This is a genomic window from Brevibacillus ruminantium (assembly GCF_023746555.1).
Taxonomy (GTDB): domain Bacteria; phylum Bacillota; class Bacilli; order Brevibacillales; family Brevibacillaceae; genus Brevibacillus; species Brevibacillus ruminantium.
Window position 1 is genome coordinate 3,687,129 of record NZ_CP098755.1, and the last position, 18,177, is coordinate 3,705,305.

General features: G+C 51.3%; 20 protein-coding genes and 1 other annotated feature. Of the genes, 1 reads left to right on the forward strand and 19 read right to left on the reverse strand.

The genetic code is table 11. The features are described 5' to 3' along the window. Positions 1 to 8: 8 nt before the first annotated feature. The 13 genes from safA to NDK47_RS18440 all read right to left on the reverse strand — a co-directional run bounded on the left by safA (position 9) and on the right by NDK47_RS18440 (position 12,312). A complete protein-coding gene (gene safA / locus NDK47_RS18380) occupies positions 9 to 1,631 on the reverse strand; it encodes a SafA/ExsA family spore coat assembly protein (RefSeq protein WP_251871231.1) in 1,623 nt (540 codons plus the stop codon). A gap of 265 nt (positions 1,632 to 1,896) precedes the next feature. After that, complete coding sequence (pheA, locus tag NDK47_RS18385) at positions 1,897 to 2,757, reverse strand: prephenate dehydratase (protein ID WP_251871232.1); 861 nt, start codon at positions 2,755 to 2,757, stop codon at positions 1,897 to 1,899. Between the two features lie 20 nt (positions 2,758 to 2,777). Then, positions 2,778 to 3,713: a homoserine kinase gene (gene thrB, locus NDK47_RS18390; protein ID WP_251871233.1), complete on the reverse strand. Its 936-nt coding sequence runs from the start codon at positions 3,711 to 3,713 to the stop codon at positions 2,778 to 2,780. Continuing rightward, the gene (gene thrC / locus NDK47_RS18395) at positions 3,713 to 4,810 is read right to left on the reverse strand and encodes a threonine synthase (protein WP_251871234.1); all 1,098 of its coding nucleotides are present in this window, start codon (positions 4,808 to 4,810) and stop codon (positions 3,713 to 3,715) included. The genes thrB and thrC overlap by 1 nt, the downstream gene beginning before the upstream one ends. Before the next feature lie 3 nt (positions 4,811 to 4,813). Next, positions 4,814 to 6,112: a homoserine dehydrogenase gene (locus NDK47_RS18400; RefSeq protein WP_251871235.1), complete on the reverse strand. Its 1,299-nt coding sequence runs from the start codon at positions 6,110 to 6,112 to the stop codon at positions 4,814 to 4,816. Between the two features lie 24 nt (positions 6,113 to 6,136). After that, positions 6,137 to 6,580: an ACT domain-containing protein gene (locus NDK47_RS18405; RefSeq protein ID WP_251871236.1), complete on the reverse strand. Its 444-nt coding sequence runs from the start codon at positions 6,578 to 6,580 to the stop codon at positions 6,137 to 6,139. 462 nt (positions 6,581 to 7,042) lie between these two features. Next, on the reverse strand, positions 7,043 to 7,699 hold the full coding sequence (locus tag NDK47_RS18410) for a PilZ domain-containing protein (RefSeq protein WP_251871237.1): 657 nt from the start codon (positions 7,697 to 7,699) through the stop codon (positions 7,043 to 7,045). 8 nt (positions 7,700 to 7,707) lie between these two features. After that, positions 7,708 to 8,985: a GTPase ObgE gene (gene obgE, locus NDK47_RS18415; RefSeq protein WP_251871238.1), complete on the reverse strand. Its 1,278-nt coding sequence runs from the start codon at positions 8,983 to 8,985 to the stop codon at positions 7,708 to 7,710. 10 nt (positions 8,986 to 8,995) lie between these two features. Then, positions 8,996 to 9,583, reverse strand: coding sequence for a Spo0B domain-containing protein (locus tag NDK47_RS18420; RefSeq protein ID WP_251871239.1), 588 nt, complete (start codon positions 9,581 to 9,583; stop codon positions 8,996 to 8,998). Between the two features lie 107 nt (positions 9,584 to 9,690). Then, the gene (gene rpmA / locus NDK47_RS18425) at positions 9,691 to 9,984 is read right to left on the reverse strand and encodes a 50S ribosomal protein L27 (protein ID WP_305883393.1); all 294 of its coding nucleotides are present in this window, start codon (positions 9,982 to 9,984) and stop codon (positions 9,691 to 9,693) included. Positions 9,985 to 9,989: 5 nt separating this feature from the next. After that, the gene (locus NDK47_RS18430; RefSeq protein ID WP_251871240.1) at positions 9,990 to 10,343 is read right to left on the reverse strand and encodes a ribosomal-processing cysteine protease Prp; all 354 of its coding nucleotides are present in this window, start codon (positions 10,341 to 10,343) and stop codon (positions 9,990 to 9,992) included. 15 nt (positions 10,344 to 10,358) lie between these two features. Next, entirely contained in the window at positions 10,359 to 10,670 is a 312-nt protein-coding gene (gene rplU, locus NDK47_RS18435; RefSeq protein ID WP_251871241.1) for a 50S ribosomal protein L21, read from the reverse strand. A 10-nt stretch (positions 10,671 to 10,680) separates the two neighbouring features. After that, positions 10,681 to 10,757: a sequence feature (ribosomal protein L21 leader region), on the reverse strand. 52 nt (positions 10,758 to 10,809) lie between these two features. Next, positions 10,810 to 12,312: an Rne/Rng family ribonuclease gene (locus NDK47_RS18440; protein WP_251871242.1), complete on the reverse strand. Its 1,503-nt coding sequence runs from the start codon at positions 12,310 to 12,312 to the stop codon at positions 10,810 to 10,812. Between the two features lie 411 nt (positions 12,313 to 12,723). Here NDK47_RS18440 and NDK47_RS18445 point away from each other — a divergent pair, with 411 nt between their 5' ends. Continuing rightward, positions 12,724 to 13,143 (forward strand): GNAT family N-acetyltransferase, encoded by a 420-nt coding sequence (locus NDK47_RS18445; protein ID WP_322112064.1) that lies wholly within the window; start codon positions 12,724 to 12,726, stop codon positions 13,141 to 13,143. Here the strand turns inward: NDK47_RS18445 and NDK47_RS18450 are convergent. From NDK47_RS18450 to minC, 6 genes are all read right to left on the reverse strand, one after another. Beyond that, positions 13,140 to 13,982, reverse strand: coding sequence for a M50 family metallopeptidase (locus tag NDK47_RS18450; RefSeq protein WP_251871243.1), 843 nt, complete (start codon positions 13,980 to 13,982; stop codon positions 13,140 to 13,142). The genes NDK47_RS18445 and NDK47_RS18450 overlap by 4 nt on opposite strands. Next, positions 13,975 to 14,754, reverse strand: coding sequence for a M23 family metallopeptidase (locus tag NDK47_RS18455; RefSeq protein ID WP_251871244.1), 780 nt, complete (start codon positions 14,752 to 14,754; stop codon positions 13,975 to 13,977). The genes NDK47_RS18450 and NDK47_RS18455 overlap by 8 nt, the downstream gene beginning before the upstream one ends. Before the next feature lie 140 nt (positions 14,755 to 14,894). Beyond that, on the reverse strand, positions 14,895 to 15,095 hold the full coding sequence (locus NDK47_RS18460; protein ID WP_251871245.1) for a cold-shock protein: 201 nt from the start codon (positions 15,093 to 15,095) through the stop codon (positions 14,895 to 14,897). A gap of 262 nt (positions 15,096 to 15,357) precedes the next feature. Beyond that, positions 15,358 to 16,488, reverse strand: a complete 1,131-nt coding sequence (gene rodA / locus NDK47_RS18465) for a rod shape-determining protein RodA (RefSeq protein ID WP_251871246.1) — start codon at positions 16,486 to 16,488, stop codon at positions 15,358 to 15,360. Positions 16,489 to 16,608: 120 nt separating this feature from the next. After that, positions 16,609 to 17,403: a septum site-determining protein MinD gene (minD, locus tag NDK47_RS18470; protein WP_251871247.1), complete on the reverse strand. Its 795-nt coding sequence runs from the start codon at positions 17,401 to 17,403 to the stop codon at positions 16,609 to 16,611. Positions 17,404 to 17,451: 48 nt separating this feature from the next. Beyond that, entirely contained in the window at positions 17,452 to 18,159 is a 708-nt protein-coding gene (gene minC, locus NDK47_RS18475) for a septum site-determining protein MinC (RefSeq protein ID WP_251876238.1), read from the reverse strand. Between the last annotated feature and the right edge of the window lie 18 nt (positions 18,160 to 18,177).

Sequence of the window (18,177 nt, forward strand, 5' to 3'; positions counted from 1 at the left end):
TCTGAGGATCAAGACGGAGATTCGTCATATCCCGTTTCCCAATCCGGCCACATTTCCGGTGCCGGAGCCGTTGCCGAGCCGGGTGAGGAAGGATATGCCGTTTGATAGGAGTGCTGCTGATACATGCTTACCTGGTCTTCGGAGCAGGGGATTGATTCATAATCATACGGCGTGATCTGTCTATCATCAGATGAGCAGGAGGAAGAATCCTCATGTTTTCTACGCCTTCTTCTGCGTGATGGTCTCGCTGACGAATGCTCCCGCTCTTCGTAGTACGGATGCACGAACGGCATGTTTGGCATAGTCTCTGGCATGACATGGGGCATGATGTTGGAGTACGGCATCATATTCGGCATTGTTTCCGGCATGACATAGGGTACGATGTTGGGATGCGGCATCATGTTCGGCATCATGTTCGGCATCGTCTCCGGCATGACATAGGGCATGATGTTAGGATGCGGCACCATGGGCGACAAAGATTCCGGCATGACATGAGGCATCATGCCGTGATGCGGCATCATCTCTGGATACCCCATGGGAGGATAGTTTGGCAGCATTTCCGGCAAGGTCTCAGCCTCAACACGCGGCAGTGGATGTACCAAAAACGGTGGACGTCCACATGGCGGGCATGGACGCAGATTTGGCAGATAGGTTTGCTGCGGCAGTACTTGCGGATAGGACGGCACGGGCGGATAAGGCAGCGGTTGCGCTGGGCTCACATGTGCCGGCGGCATCATGGGCGGCATTGGCCGAGTTGGACTTTGCGGCACCTGCGGAATCGTCTCCAGCGGGCTGACCTGCGTACGTGGGAATGGCACCGGTGTTGGCGGCTGCAGCGGCGGCATTGGTCGAGTTGGCTTTTGAGGCACTTGTGGAGTCATCTCAAACGGACTGACCTGCGTACGTGGCAACGGTGCCGGTGTTGGCGGCTGCATAGGTGGCATTGGCAAAGTGGGCTTTTGCGGAGTCGTCTCCAGCGGACTGACCTGCGTACGTGGCATTGGCGCCGGTGCCAGCGGCTCAAATGGCTTCTCTTTGGCAGGCGGTTGTGGAGGCAATGGAACAATCTTCGGCGGGGTCGGTGGCATGATGGGCCTCGGAATAGGCGGTGAAATCGCTTCCGGCGAGACCCGCTGCTGCGGACGCGGAAGTGCTGGCGGTGTTGGTGGCAGGGCTTGAGGCATGGGTGGCAGTGCCATCGGCGTTTCCATTTCCGCCTCAATCTTCACGTTTTCTTCCATCTCTGGCTCCAGCTCTTCTTCTTTTTCCATCTCCTCTACTCCCAGTTCTTCCATTTCCCGTTCTTCTTCCGGTGTTTCCATAGGTCTGCCCTCAATTCGCTCGGGCACTTCCGGTACAGGTACAATCGGTCGCTCCTTCACTTCAGGCGACAGATTTTCCATCCGATTTGGACTTTCATTCATTTGTGGAGATTCACTGGAAGGGGAAGGGGGCGTCGGTCTTGGCCGCACAGGTGTACCCTTCGCTGGAATCTTTACCCGCAATCCAGGATAGATGAGATCAGGATTTTTTATTTGACTGTTCAGGCGAAGCAGCTCTTTAAAGTCGACTCCATATCTTTTTGCGATTTTCCACATGGTATCGCCTTTTTGCACTACATGGATTCTCACTGTTTCTCCTCCCTCTGGAAAACTCCCTACCATGATATGCACCCATGGGCTTTTTGCTCCCCCTCTCGAAATCAAGCTGCGCCCATCTTCGCATAAAAGTTGTCACGTTCCCATTTGAACTGGCTACGTGGACAGCTGAGCTCATCATTAGAAGAACTTGGCTTATCGACAAGTCAAATAGCGAAAACGCGTTAGCGAAATTAAACTTTCCGCAGGTACAAAAAAAGCCGCCCGCCTGAACGCGGACAGCCAAATATGAACCAGCCTAGTTTGCTTTATAAATGTAAGACGGATACGTGCCAAGCTGTCTAACCTGACAGCCCAGTGCTTCAATCTCCGCAAATGCTCCGGGAAGCAGAATCTCATCCACTTTTTGCTCAATATCGATGACAAAATAATAACTGCCCAGCCCTTTTTTCGTGGGTCGGGACTCGATTTTGGACAGGTTGATCTTGCGCCATGCAAAAGCAGCCAACACCTGGTAGAGAGCCCCGGGAAAATCCTCTGGCATGCTTAATAAAATGGTTGTCTTTTCCTTGGGTGAAACGGGCAACACCAGTGGTTCCGTACCGATCAACCAAAATCGGGTGTAGTTATTGGAATAGTCTTGAATCTCCTGCCAAGCGAAAGAAAGCGGGTAAATCTCGGGATTTAACCGAGTACCGATGGCCGCCCAAAGTTCTTCTGGATGCTCGCTGACAATTTGTGCGGCTTTTGCTGTACTGTTCGTGTACTCAATCACAGCGTTGGGCAATTGCTCGCGAATAAAATTATGGCATTGGGCAATGGCATGTGGATGAGACAGAATTCGCTCGATTGCCGACAATTCAAGCGGCACCTCACGGCGAGCAACCAGCAAATGCTGGGATATCGGCAACGCCAGCTCTCCCAAAATCGGCAAATCGACTTCATGTATCAGCCAATCCAGTGCGGAGTTTACGGTACCCTCAATTGTATTTTCGATCGGAACAACCCCGTAGTTCACTTCATGATTGGCTACGGCTGTGATCACATCAATGATGCTCGGATACGGCAAGTGTTGAAACCGCTGTTCGGCGGTCAAAGCACGCGCTGCTTCCTCACTGAAGGTTCCGTGCGGTCCTAAGAATGCTAGCTTCTTCTCCATGGTAGTACTCCTATCCATTTTTACTCTCTCTCTTCGAATACTACCTGTGCGCCAAGTTGATCTGGATTTAGTTGCATCGCGCGATAGGAAACGCCTTGTCCGTTCATCACACGCTCGACAAAGCTGCGTATCTGGTTGCAATTCTCATCTGTTTGATAAAAGCAGAGGATTGTCGGTCCGGCTCCGCTGAGCGTCGCCCCCAAGGCTCCATTCTCTGTTGCTTCCTGTAAAATCTCCGACAGCCCGGGTACGAGCTCGGCACGATACGGCTGATGCATTCGATCCTTCATCGCCTGGCTCAACAGGTCAAGCCTGCTATGTGCCAAGGCGGCCACCAGCAGACTGCTATGACCAACATTATAAATCACATCGTGCTTGCTGTACATCGTCGGCAGGACATTTCTAGCCTTTTCCGTCGACAGCGGAAAATCGGGAATGATCGCCAGCGTCTTCAAACCTGCTGGAGGATCAAAGCGGACGAACGGTATCTCTTCGTGCTCATGCTCTGGCATGCTTGCGACCACTACACCGCCGAACAGGGACGCGCCTACATTGTCAGGATGTCCTTCTCTCCAGGTTGCCATCCGGAACAACTCTTCACGCGTAAACGGTTCACCCGCCAAGTGATTGGCTGCCACGAGTGCACCGACAATAGCCGCTGCACTACTCCCAAGTCCCCGGGTCAGCGGCGCCTCACTGCTGGCACGGATCAACAGCTCAGGAGCAGGCTGCCCTGCTTTCTGGAACAGATCGGCAGCCACTTCATAGAGCAAATTGCTTTTGTCGAGAGGAACGCCCTGGAGTTCAGGGCCTTCCACCACAATAGTTGTCAGCTCTGCGATCGACATTTCGATGACGGAATACAATTCAAATGCCATGCCGAGCGTGTCAAATCCAGGGCCGAGATTGGCTGTACTTGCCGGTATTCGTACGCGTACTGCAGGGCGTGCAACCATCAGGCCTCCCCTGCTTTCTCACCGATCAGAGACATTACCGCATCGCGAGTCGCCGGAACAGAGCGTGGCTCTTCTCCTACCAGCTTCAAGGCTATATTGGGGTCTTTCAAGCCGTTTCCTGTCAATACACAGGCAACTTTTACATCCGCCGGTATTTTTCCTTGTTTACGTGCTTTGATCACACCTGCTACGGAAGCGGCAGAGGCTGGTTCACAGAAAATCCCCTCATATTTGGCCAACATCTGATACGCCTCTAGAATCTCTTCATCCGTCACGCTGTCGACCAGTCCTGCTGACTCAGAAACAGCCCGCAGCGCTCCTTCTTTGCTGGCCGGGTTACCGATACGGATCGCCGTTGCGATCGTTTCCGGGTTTTCCACGGTCTCGCCAAGCACCAGAGGCGCCGCGCCAGCTGCCTGAAAGCCGTACATTTTAGGCAAGCTTTTAATCAGTCCTTTTTCATGGTACTCGGTAAATCCTTTCCAGTAGGCCGTAATATTGCCTGCGTTCCCTACCGGGATGGCCAGAATATCCGGAGCCTGCCCCAAAGCATCGCAAATCTCGAATGCAGATGTTTTTTGTCCCTCGATTCGATACGGGTTGACGGAGTTTACTAGGGTAATGGGTTCAGATGCTGTAATATCACGGACAATTCGCAGTGCTTCATCAAAATTTCCATCGATGGCAATCACCTCGGCCCCGTACGCAATCGCTTGCGCCAATTTACCCAAGGCGATGTTGCCGCTTGGAATCAGAACGATGCAGCGAAGTCCTGCCCTCGCAGCATACGCAGCGGCAGCAGCCGAAGTATTTCCGGTAGAAGCACACATAATCGTTTGACTTCCTTCTTCGACTGCCTTGGCTACCGCCATGACCATACCCCTGTCTTTAAAGGAGCCCGTAGGGTTCAGCCCCTCGTACTTGACATACAGCTCGACACCCAGCTTTTCACTGAGGTTGGGCGCATGGATCAGTGGGGTGCTTCCTTCGTGGAGGCTGATCAACGGCGTTTTATCCGTAATTGGCAAAAAGTTGCGGTATCTTTCCAGAATGCCAGTGTGGCGGCTAATGGTTAACTGTGATGGTGCTTGACTCATGGGTTATTCTCCTCCCTCTACCCGATAGCAGCTTTTAATTTCCTCAACGATCTCCATACCTTGCAGATAGGAGAGGACGCTTTCCATATCGCTCTTGGCAGCCAGGTGAGACACCAGGATGATCTCTGCTTGTTTGCCTTGGTTATACGGCTGCTGAAGCACCTGCTCCAAGGAGATATTTTTCTCCGCCAGATGCTGGGTAATCTGTGCCAATACGCCTCGCTTGTCGGCCACAATCATGCGCAGAAAATATTTCGATAGCTTCTGACTGTCTTCTTTCAGGACTTTTTCTTTATAAGGAGCGACGACACCGCGTCCGTTTACACCCAGTTTCATGTTTTTCACCACGGTGACCAGATCCGAAACAACTGCGGTAGCCGTCGGCAGCTCTCCTGCACCCGGTCCGTAAAACATGGTTTCCCCGACTGCTTCCCCGTGAACGTAAACAGCGTTGAATACACCATTCACTGATGCCAACGGGTGGTTTTTTACCACCATAGTCGGCTGTACGCTCACCTCGATTGCATCCCCGTCACGGCGCGCCAGTCCAAGCAATTTCACTTCGTAGCCCAGCTTTTTGCCGTAAGCGATATCCGCTTTGGAGACGCCGCTGATGCCTTTCACATCCACGTCCTCCAGCTTCATCGGGACCCGGAAACCCAGCGTGGCAAGGATTGCCATTTTCCGGGCCGCGTCAAATCCTTCCACATCAGAGGTCGGATCAGCTTCTGCGTAGCCCAGCGCTTGCGCTTCCTTCAGAACTTCTGCGTAATCCGCGCCCTCTTGGCTCATTTTGGTCAAAATATAGTTCGTCGTCCCATTGACGATTCCCATCATTTTGGTGATGCGGTCCGAAGCAAAGCCTTCCACCAGAGCGCGAAGGATCGGGATCCCCCCTGCTACACTTGCTTCATAAAAGACATCACAGCCTTTTTCCTCTGCTTTTTGCAAAATTTCAGCACCATGCAGGGCCATCAGGTCTTTATTGGCAGTCACCACATGCTTGCCTCGTTCCAGAGCCGCCAGAATGTACTCTTTGGCCGGTGAGATGCCGCCGATTACCTCGACGACAACATCGATGTTCTCATCATTCAGCAGTTCATCTGCATTCGTCGTAACCAACTCGTTCATTGCCGCGATGTTGCGGGACTTATCAGCGTTTTGCACGAGTATCCTGGCTATCTCGATACCCAAACCCGTTTGCTTTTGCAAATCCTCCTGATGAGCTTGCACAATACGCACTACTCCGGTTCCAACCGTCCCGAACCCCATCAGTCCCACACGTACATTCTTCTTCTCCATATGATTTCCTCCTCTAGTTGCCCTTTACCCGCGTCCGACAATCATCGCTTTGCGAACGCCGTTTATCTCTTGCAAGCCTTCCAGAAACTCCGTGCTCGAAACCCTCAGATTGGCCATGTCAACCGACAAGGTAATATTGGCAATTCCCTGCAACGGGATGGTCTGGTTGATTGTCAGTACGTTGCCTCCCAGGTCAGCGACATATTGCAGAACCCGCGACAGCAACCCAGAACGGTGCTCCAATGCGAAGGTAATCGTCATGATTTTCTCACTCATCATCGCATTAAAGGGAAAGATACTGTCCTTGTACTTGTAAAAAGCACTCCTGCTCAGTCCGACGCGTTCCACTGCCTCGTTTACCGTATCCACCTGGCCGGATTCAAGCAGTTTTTTTGCCTCAATCGTCTTTGAAATCGATTCAGGCAAGATGTCTGCTCTTATCAGATAAAAGTTTTCTTCCCTGTTCACCCTCTATTGTCCTCCTGAGAAAAACAGTTGTACTTATATAGGGGACATTATAGACCATTACGCTCCGTCTGACAATCCTTTCTGTGATTTTTTTCCCTTTTTCGACAAGCTTCCCTTCCTCGTTCTTCACATGAGAGCTCCTTCCTTCGCACAGACTATAGCTGATCATGCGATGAATCGAGGTGAATGACAATGGGCGGACGCGGCAAATCTGACAAGTCTCAGCGCCGAAACAATTACCCTGCGGGCAAGCCAAGTGATTTGGATCAGTTTGGGGATAACACCCGTGGCAAAAGGATGGCACAGTCCCCAAATATCTCGGAGAATCCAAGCGGAAACGGATAAATGCATGCCGTTGTTTTTCCGTAAAACAAAAAAAGTATGCCTGAAAAACGGGCATACTTTTCCATTTATTCGCTTGACGTTTCTGCTTTAGGATTGGTCCGCGGTGAGAATGTCTCTTCACGATACAGATTGCGCCACTTTGCGGTAGTATTCGCGAATCGCTTGCAAATGCTTTTCCGCGATATCTGTATAGATCAATTTGATGATGGACTTGCCGCCTTCAAAGTTTTTTTCTACCACTTTGGCCATCGCCACAATTTCATTGGAGGCAGCTGGAACATGGAAAGAGAGCTGGAGAAATTCACCGACCGAGACGAATCCTTCCGTACTCAGAATCAGTCTAGTCGGAGAAAAGCTGAGCATCGTCCCTTCCCCTTTTTCCTCAATAGGACGTGCTCCCATCACCTTGTAGGGAATCTGGATGTTTATATCTGGCTGCAGTAACTTTAATTCACCTTTGGTCGATATCTCGATCCCGACTGGCAACAGACGAATCATCACGACCGGCCAGATCGTCTCCTCCTGGATCACTTGCAAATCCAGCGAGGTAACCATCGAATCTGTTTCCCAACGAAAACGCGCCGTAGAACCGAGAAGTGACTGTCTAGCATCCTTCTCCTGTACATACGAGACAATCATATAGCCGTGTTGTGCGTGTTCGACCGACACCTGCAGAGATTGCTTCACTTTGGCGGCCAGCATCATATGCAAGACTGCGCCGCGATGTAATCTCTTGTCGGCAAGAAAAGGAGCCAGAGAAATTACTTCAGCCATACCATTCATCACTCCACAAATTCAAACTCAAAGTCGCCTATCCGAACGGTATCTTTGTCTCGTGCCCCATGTTTACGCAAGGCATCGTCAACACCCATGCTTCGCATCATCCGTGCAAAGCGCTGTACCGAATCATAGCTGTTCAAATTGGTCATGCGCACCAGTTTTTCGATCTTATCGCCACTGACCACAAACGTATCGCCATCCCGTGTGATGAAGAAAGGATCGGGTTCCTTCTCAGCTCGGAACACAACACGTTCTTCCACTTCTGCCACTTCCTCGACAGTAAGCTTTTCCGGCAACGTCTCCAAGAGATCCGCTACGGCATACATCAACTCCTGCAGACCTTGTCTGGTCGCGGCTGATATTTCATACACCGTCACGCCCGGCACCTTCTGTTTGAAAATCTCCAGGTTTTCCTTCGCCTGCGGCAGATCCATCTTGTTGGCAGCGACCACCTGATGCCTTTCTTCCAGCCTCATGTTATACATCTTCAGTTCTTTGTTGATCTGCATGAAATCTTCATAAGGATCTCTTCCATCCACTGCCGCCATGTCGATCACATGTACGATCAAACGGGTGCGCTCGATATGCCGCAGGAACTGGTGACCCAAGCCCACTCCTTCATGCGCACCTTCGATCAGGCCGGGAAGGTCAGCGATCACAAAGCTGCGTTCGCCCAGGTCTACCACACCCAGGTTGGGGGTCAGCGTGGTAAAATGGTACTCGGCAATTTTGGGTTTTGCCGCAGTAACAGAGGAAAGCAGGGTGGATTTCCCCACGCTCGGGTATCCGACCAGCCCTACATCTGCCATCACTTTCAGCTCCAGCGTGATATACCGCTCCTGTCCGGGCTCTCCATTTTCGGAGATATGCGGCGCTGGGTTGGCGGGCGTGGAAAAACGCATGTTTCCTCGACCTCCGCGACCACCTTTGGCGATCACGGCACGTTGTCCATGCTCCACCAGATCAGCAATCACCTCGCCGGTATCATCGTCTACCACGGTTGTCCCCGGTGGCACGCGAACCACCATATCCTCTGCGCCCGCACCGTGCTGTGCTTTATTCCGGCCATGCTCTCCGCGCGGCGCTTTGAAATGGCGCTGATATTTAAAATCAACCAGTGTGCGCAGACCTTCGTCTACCACAAAGACGACGTCTCCGCCTCTGCCGCCGTCTCCGCCAGCTGGTCCGCCCAGCGGCACATATTTTTCTCTGCGGAACGAGACGGCGCCGTTTCCTCCGTCCCCTCCCTTTACATACACTTTAGCTTGATCAACAAACATGGTGTCACCTCTATCCTTCGACAACTGGAACCACCAATTCCAGTATCCATTCCTCATCTGTATGTAACCACTCAGCGACGGACACCGTGCTTGCCATCCCGTCACGTACCAGTTTTTCCATGACAGCCGCACCGGATGCATGAATTTTTCCCGCGAGATCAAAGCGGAAATGTATGCCGCCGTCGCCCTGAAACAGGGTGATTTGTATGCTGGCTGGTTCAAACTGGTTTCTTTCGAGATGCTCATTCAGTGTGCAGACAATCCCTGAAACCATATGGAACAACGCTTCCTGATCCAATACAGCCCGTGCAAGATCTACTTCGGTGCACACGTCTACTTCCATGAGCATGTCCTTATGTAGTGCATTGAAAGTTAAAAAGAAGACGGATAACATCGAGCAGTTTAGCCGGGCCAGCAAACTCTCCTGCATGGCAAGCTCAGATACGCGTTTCAGGTAAGCCTCTCCTTCCTCAGGACGACCCAAACGGAGATAGCCAAGCAATACCTGAACATGATTCAACCAGTCATGACGCTGCCGATTCAATACGGTCAGCAGTTCGTCTGTTTGCTGTGTAAACAGCTTCCGCTCGTCTATCATCTTTCCCACCCAAACCGATAAGAATTTCTTTCTTCATTCATTGTAACACAGGAACCCCCGGACATAAAGAAAACCCAGCAACAAGGCTGGGTTTTTCGTTTCCGTATTTACGCTTGAGAAGCGACCGGCTCGATCACCACTTGTTTGCGATCGCGGCCCAGACGCTTGAAGCGAACAACACCGTCTGCAGTTGCAAACAGAGTGTCGTCTCCGCCTTTCATCACGTTTTCACCTGGGTAAATTTTCGTACCGCGTTGGCGAACGAGGATGTTACCGGCTTTTACGAATTGACCATCGCCGCGTTTCACACCAAGACGTTTGGCGATCGAGTCGCGACCGTTCTTCGTAGAACCTACCCCTTTTTTGGAGGCGAAGAACTGAAGGTCTACAGTAAACAGCATTTTCATTATGAGGCACCTCCTTGCCATTTGTCATCTTGTACCGAAACGTATGATCCGTACTGCTCAGCAACCGCGAGCAAGGCTATAACCATGCTCTCCGCCAGCAATTGCTGTTTCTCATGAAGCTGTTCATCCTCCAGGGAGGGAATGCTCCAGCGGAGAAACCCGCCGCCCTGCGGGGCCTGTGTGACTTGCGGCATGGTGCCGAGCAGAGGGTGAATTGCATTCAAAATGCCGAAGCTAATCGCTGAAACGGCAGAACATACAATGTCCGAGCCATAGGCAGCGGCATTGGCATGTCCGGAAATGCACACCTCTTTGATTCCGTACGGCGCTCGATTCACGATCACTTCAATCATGGCCGCTCACCGCAATTAAGCGTTGATCTTTTCGATCACTACTTTAGTGAACGGTTGACGGTGACCTTGCTTGCGACGGTAGTTTTTCTTGGATTTGTATTTGTACACGATAATTTTTTGGCCTTTACCGTGTTTTTCTACTTTACCCGTTACCGTTGCGCCAGCTACAGTAGGAGCTCCTGCTGTAACCTTGCCGTCTTTGCTTACAAAGAGAACTTTGTCGAAAGTAACAACGTCACCTTCAGTTGCAGTCAGCTTCTCGATAAAGAGAACTGCTCCTTCTTCTACTTTGTACTGTTTTCCACCGGTTTCGATAATAGCGTACATTGTGTGCACCTCCTATACTCAGACTCGCCTGTGCAGGTGCGCCGCGCGGGCGTCTTTCCTACCTGGTTCGTGCGGTTACAGTATGCGCGAGGCATAGCTGTATAACAACCATTAGGATACCACAGCAGGAAACGCCCAGTCAAGAATCTTTTGATCTGAGCAGACTGAGCCGCTCTGCTTCCTCCCTGTTTCCCACATACACGATTCGATATTTGTCTTCCGCCCAATCCATGCTCAGATACACATGAAGCTGCAGCGGCAGAGCAGTACCACGAGCCTGCCACCGTTGCCAGTGCCGATACAACCTCGGGGAGAGCTCCACCACAGCAGCCTCCGCCTCCTGGTTGCGTGCCAAAGCGGCCAGGTCGTCCCGCAGATCCAACAAATACTCGTCCGCTTTTCGTCTACGTCCGCTTCCTTGACAGCAATCGCATTCTTCCGTCAAGAGCTCAGCGAGACTTGCTTTCGTTCGTTTTCTTGTCATCTCTACCAGTCCGAGCGCGGTCATCCCAAGCACTGCAGTGGGAGCCGGATCATCAGCCAGCGCTGTCCGCAAAGCCTCCAGCACACGTTCTCGATTGCCAGTATCCTGCATATTGACAAAATCAATCACGATCATGCCGCCAATGCCGCGCAGGCGAAGCTGCCGAGCGATTTCCTTGGCGGCTTCGAGATTGGCCTGGGTGACGGCCTGCTCCCGCTGCTGCCCACCTTTGCCCAGAAATGCTCCCGTGTTCACATCGATCACCGTGAGAGCTTCTGTCCGTTCAATGACAAGATTTCCCCCAGAAGGCAGCGGCACCTCCCGCCGGAGGGCCGTAGAAAGCTGCGAGTTGACAACCCATGCCTCCCATAGCCGTTCTTTTTGGTGATACCATTGGAGCTTGTCAAGTTCCTCCGGAAACAGCACGGCCATCAGCTTGCGAATATGCTGATACAGCTCAGCTCCTTCTACCACGATGGCGTGGGCGCCACCTTGCAGAAAGTCACGCAGGGCGCCCTCTATTGGGTCCTCTCCCTGCCATACTGGAAAAGGGGACTTTTTCCCTTGAACAGCCTGCCAAGCATTTTGCCAGCGCTCCCGCAAGAACAGCCACTCCCGCTCCAGCAGTGCTTCGTCCGCTTCTGCGGCCTCTGTGCGCACGATACAAGACTCGCCCGGTTTGAGCAGCCTTTGCATCACTGTGTACAGGCGCTTTCGCTGTTCGTCATTTTTTAGTTTTCGCGAAAGCGAGATGGGCTCTTCACCAGTGCCGTTCCCTTCTGGCGGAAAATAGACGAGCAAGCGCCCCTGCAGACTGACCCGGGTAGTCAGGCGCGGCGCCTTTGTCTCGGTCGCTTCTTTTATGACTTGAACAAGGAGAGACTCCCCCTGTCGTACCAGGCTATTGATGGGCGGGAGTGTTTCTCTGCTCTTCATCGTGACGGCTTCCTCCACATAGAGATAGGCCTGCGTCCCCGAGCCGATGTCCAGAAAGGCAGACTGGATTCCGGGTACGACTTTTGCTACTTTTCCATAATAAATGGCCCCCGCCTCTGGTTGACTTTCTGCCGGCTGTAGACGCAACTCTACCAGCTCTCTTTGGTTCATCAGGGCGATGCGGACTTGTCCGTCAACAGTTGTGATTCCGATTTTCCTCACCTGGTCCACCCCTTGCTTCCTTTCTTGCAGCCCTGTGCTGTCCCTTTTTTCCTGATCTGCCTGCTTGTCTTCAAACTGTTGTTTCTACAGCCAGGAAGGATTTTTGCGGGAGTCCATATAATGTTTGAAACATCCGGATTCCTCCAAGTGTAATCTAGCATAGCGACAAAGGAAAAGAAAGCGGAAAGCACAGTAGAGAGGAGCAGGGCAAGGTGCGTTATGTAAATAAAGCGCATGCCCGGAAAAGCCCATAGATAAGGAGTGGATTTACACATGACTGCAAGTAGGAAATCTGTCATTACCATACGGCCTCTATCCCCCGCAGATACCGGACAGCTTGTAGCCTAGCTGACGGATGAACGGGTCCTGACATATTATGAAGGAAGGGATCGGCCTCATGATGGGGAGATGGTGCGGGAGCACTTTTTTCCGGAGGACGAGGAAGAATGCACTCGCTGTCTAGTCGAAGTGAATTCCAGCCCGATCGGGTATGTTCAGTACTATCCGCTCTCCGAAGAGGACAAGCTGAACTACGGCTATGATCAGACGGAAGCTGTCTATGGCATGGACCAATTTATCGGCGAGCCTGCTCTCTGGAATCAAGGGATTGGCAGTCGAATGGTCACTCTTGTGCTTCGGATTCTTTTCACAGACAAACGTGCAACTCGGGTGATCATGGACCCCCAAGCCTGGAATGAACGTGCGATTCGCTGCTATGAGAAATGCGGTTTTCACAAAGTAAAGCTGCTCCCTCAGCATGAATGGCATGAGGGACAGAAAAGGGATTGCTGGTTAATGGAGTGCACCTCTCCCCCAGCAGCAGTCGATTAAAACAGTTGATTGACATTCGTGTCGTGCTTTTTCTCAAAAAGCACGGCATGGAGGAGCTGTTCCTCCGGCAACACTCCCGTCCCCTTGACATAGACCAGATGGGTGCAACCGCGACAAAGCAAATGAGAAACCTCGATCGCCTTGGCCGTCGGAGAAACGGTCAGCGCCCGGACTTCCTGCTTCTCTCCGTGATGGTGGCGCCTGTACTTTTCCATCAAGAAGCGGATAAATTGGTAGGGAAAGCGCAAAAAGGTCTCGATATTGATTGCCAGCAAATACAAGGCCACGAGTGCGATATTCAAGTGAAGGGAAAGACTGGCCACTCCCAGCATCAGTGCCGCGAGCAGTGTACTTGTGGCCAGCGAAGAAACAGCCGCACTCCGATAAGGGAGGTACCAGCATAGCACTGCCTGTACAATACGTCCCCCATCCAGCGGCCAGATTGGCAAGAGGTTAAAACCCGCAATGATCAGGTTGCTTTTCAGAAAAAACACGGCCCATTCCTCAGTCCAGAAACCGGTATACCAGCAAAACCACGAAAACGCCATCATCAACACATTGAGAAACGGCCCGGCCAGTGCCACGACAATTTCATCCAGGGGGTCGGTAGCATACGCCTCTTCCATGGTTGCCACTCCGCCAAAAGGCAACAACTGCACTTCCGTAACGGTCCAGCCCAGCTCCCGGGCCACGGCGACATGCCCCAATTCATGAATGCAGACGATGATAAACAAAGTCAGCATCTCCGTGAACATGCCCATGAGGAGCGATAGACCAATCACAGCCCAAAAGAGCAGATGGATGCGAATACGGACACCATAGAGACGCCACTCACTCAAAGGAGATCACTTCCAGCGGATTGTCTGGTTTTTCTTGCACGAACATTCCCAGGTACAAATGGCGGGAATTTTCCTGGAACAATCTTGGGACCCCGATCACCTGCCCCTGTGCGAGAAATTCGTCCACAGTTACTTTGACCTGATCCATATTTCCAAACCAGAGCTCTCTTCCTTTGGTCAACCGAACGACCACGGTCTTTCCATAGCCCGGCTTATCTCCAATATACGTCACCCATCCCGGTTCTCCCATGACTACTGCTCCCTCTCCTTCCGTGCTTAATACGACCTTGGTGTTTTGGGGGTCGAAGGGTTTCACTACCCTCCAGGCAGTCGGCCATTTCCACGCGTTGGCTACCTTCGGGGTCGCGGCCGGAACCGCATTTGACCCTGTCATGGAGGGCAACAACGTGGGCAATGAGCCAAATCGGGCTGTATACCAGTTGGCCGCACCCGAAAAATTAAAATCGCGTGTCATGACCTCTCGCGCTTGGATTTGCCAGGAGGAGGGCAGCAGGGAGGATTGGAAAAGCAGATAAGCCAGACCGATCAGGAGCAACGACGCTGCGATCTGCATGCTCCATTTCTCTTGTGGAGGAGAGGGAGACATGCGTTCTCGGTTCGCTTGGGAAGACAGCGGGAACACATCGAGATCATCATCGATGGGATCTTTCCAGTCATCCACAAAGGGAGCAAAACTGTCCCGCGGCTGGGTGCGGAGCCGATCCATTCGTTCCCTTCTTCTTTCTTTGACTCGATTTACCTCTTCAAACATGTTCCATCCCTCCGCAAGGCCAAGCTATGGTACATCATATGACTTGTCTCGCTGCAATATGCGCTGCTCGGCCTATGGAGGGATTAGATGCAAAAAAGCAGTCCCCCTTATAGGAGACTGCTTTTCTTATCTGCCAAAATTTACACTTTTGCAACGTTGGCAGCTTGCGGACCGCGGCTACCTTGAACGATTTCGAATTCTACTTTTTGGCCTTCTTCCAGGGTTTTGAAGCCATCTGTCTGGATTGCGCTGTAGTGTACGAATACGTCGTCTCCACCTTCAACTTGGATGAAGCCGTATCCTTTCTCCGCATTGAACCATTTCACGATACCTTGTTGCATGAAACAAACCTCCTAAACATTGCGCCTCTATGAGGCGAGAAAGTGTACCGTTAACCCTTTTTTACAGAGAAGCTTTTTCTGGTATGGAAAAAAGTCATACCCTTAGGAGACTTGACCACATGGTGGCGGTTTCTCACCGAAGGTACGACCCACAACCAATCCATCAAATCACTACAGCTAGTAAAAATGGTTAACTTAGGTTGAGTGTATCACAATCGATTTTATTTGTCACGCATTTTACAATCTGTGTAAGTTGCTCTTTTCAGTCAAACCGGAGGTTATCTTTTCGCATGCCGACGTTCAAAACAACTCCCATAATCAGGAAATTGGTCACCAGCGAACTTCCCCCGTAGCTGATAAAGGGCAGCGGAATTCCCGTAATGGGCATCAGTTGGATCGTCATGCCGATGTTTTCAAACACCTGAAAGGTCAGCATCCCGACAACTCCGGCTACCACGTAAGAGCCAAATGGATCTTTGACCTCCATGGCGATCCGAATCATGCGGTAGATGAGAAAGAAGAACAGGATCATCAGCAAGCCGGCTCCGATAAAGCCCAGCTTCTCCGCAATGACTGTAAAAATAAAGTCGCTTTCCCCAACAGGTACCCAGCCAAAGCTGGCCTGCGTTGGCGTATTGATCCCTTTTCCAAACAGTTGACCCGAGCCAATGGCAATCAAGGACTGCTTTAATTGGAAGCCTTTTCCCATCGCTTCCAGATCAGGGTTTAACCAGAAGATGACACGATCCCACTGGTATGGTTTCACGATTTTAAAGAAGATGTTCTGATTATACATGTACAGATACGTCATGCCGCCAAAAAAGCCGCCAATCAGCGTCCCCAGATAAAGTACATGTTTCATCCGGATTCCGCCCACAATCAGCATCGTCGCGAGGATCGAGCAGAATACAAGCGAGCTTCCCAAGTCAGGCTGCATGAGAATCAGCAAAGTGGGGACCCCGACCATCACCATGATTGGCAGCAGCTGATAGAAGTAATAGTACCTGTTGGGGTTTTCAGCTTGCTTGGACAATAGCCTGGCAACTGCCAAAATTGTAAACAGCTTCATTGGCTCCGCAGGCTGAAGCAGCACAGGCCCCAGATTATACCAACTAGTTGTATTATTGATGGGCTCTGTCTTGAAAACACCGATCAACAATATAATCCCGATCGCATAGAAAACATAGGACAACGAACTGTAGATCCGGTAATCAAACAACAGTGTGACAGCCATCACGCCGAACCCGATGACATACCAAAGCACCTGTTTCATGGCCCCATCCATACCTTTTGCGGATCCGCTGATGCCCAGATAGCTATAGATGCACAATCCCACTAGGATCAACAAAATCGGCCAGTCAATGAGCTTCAAATGCCGTTTTTCCAGGTCCATGATTCCTCCTCCTAGAAAACCTGTTGCCTTTAGTCAAAATAGCATTTCGACGAAATATTGCACAGACGTAAGGAAAGAACAGGATACCTCCTGTTCTTTTCACTATGTGCAATCAACGGTTTATTTAAAACCAAAAAACTTGCGCACTTTCTGCAGTACTCCCGTTTTCTGCTCCAGCGGCTGGAGTGGCACTGCCTCCCCGAGAAGTCTGCGTGCGATGTTTCGATAGGAAATGGCTGCCCTTGATTCGTGATTCATAACAGCCGGCTCCCCTTGGTTGGCCGCTTTGATAACATGATCATCATCCGGTACAACACCGATTAAGTCAATGGCTAACAAATCCAGAATATCTTCCACGTCCAGCATATCGCCATTTTTTACCATATGCGGTCGAACTCGGTTGATCACCAGCTTGGGCATCCCCATTTTTTCGCGCTCCAACAGCCCGATAATGCGATCTGCATCACGAACTGCCGCTTTTTCCGGAGTGGTAACCACAATCGCCTGATCAGCACCTGCAACCGCATTGCGGAAGCCTTGCTCAATTCCTGCTGGACAGTCAATGACGACATAATCAAATTCACGCTTAAGCTGCGTGATGATCTCTTCCATCTGCTCCGGCAGGACTGCTGATTTATCTTTGGTCTGTGCAGCTGGCAACAATGACAGGTTTTCAAAACGCTTGTCCTTGATCAAAGCCTGCTGCAAACGGCAGGAGCCTTCCGCTACATCGACCAGGTCGTAGATAATGCGGTTTTCCAACCCCATCACGACATCCAGATTGCGAAGCCCGATATCCGTATCGACCATGCACACTTTTTGTCCCAAAAGCGCAAGCGCTGTTCCCAGATTGGCGGAGGTGGTCGTCTTTCCCACGCCGCCTTTTCCTGATGTTACGACAATTCCAATACCCACATCCGTTCCTCCCTCGTAGTGGCGACCCAGTCGCCCAAGCACCACTATTTACATCTGTATCTCATTTTTGTTTTCACCTAGTTCCGGGCGTATCCGGGACAAGTAGTTCATTTTGGCTACCAGCATCGTGCCATCTTCCAGATAAGCAAACTCGGTGCCACCTGTGGAGCTGGCCCATTCTTCACCCGGTTTGCTGATCACTTCTGCGATCCGCAGCTGTGTTGGCGACATGACAGCGGCAGCGATAATGACCTGCGTATCGCCCTTGATCCCTGCATGTGCATATCCGCGCAAATTTCCCAACACATAAATACTCCCTGTGGTCCGTATCGTCCCGCCCGGATTTACATCTCCCAAAAGCAGCAGGTCACCATCGAACTCCAGTACCTGACCAGAGCGAACTGTAACCACTTGCAAGGAAAACGTAGATTTCAGGCGCTCGGCAAAAGCCTCTTCCTTCGTAATCACATCAGATTCGATCGTATGGATGACAAGATTCCCTTTTTGCCGGATAATCTGGGTCATTTGCTCCTGCTGTTCTGCCGAACAATATCGTTTTCCCAGTTTCAGAGACACGCGGATCAGCGGGCCTGACAGAATTTTTTGATGGCTATGCTCTATTTTTTCGCGCAAGTCGGTCAACAGCTCTTCAAAGGTGCAGGTATCATCCATGAAAAAGACGAGTCCTTCTTTGGTTCCCTTGATTGTGACCTTGCTTTTGACAGTCGTCACCTGTTTCACCTCGACCGATACCATTCGCCATGATGACAAAAG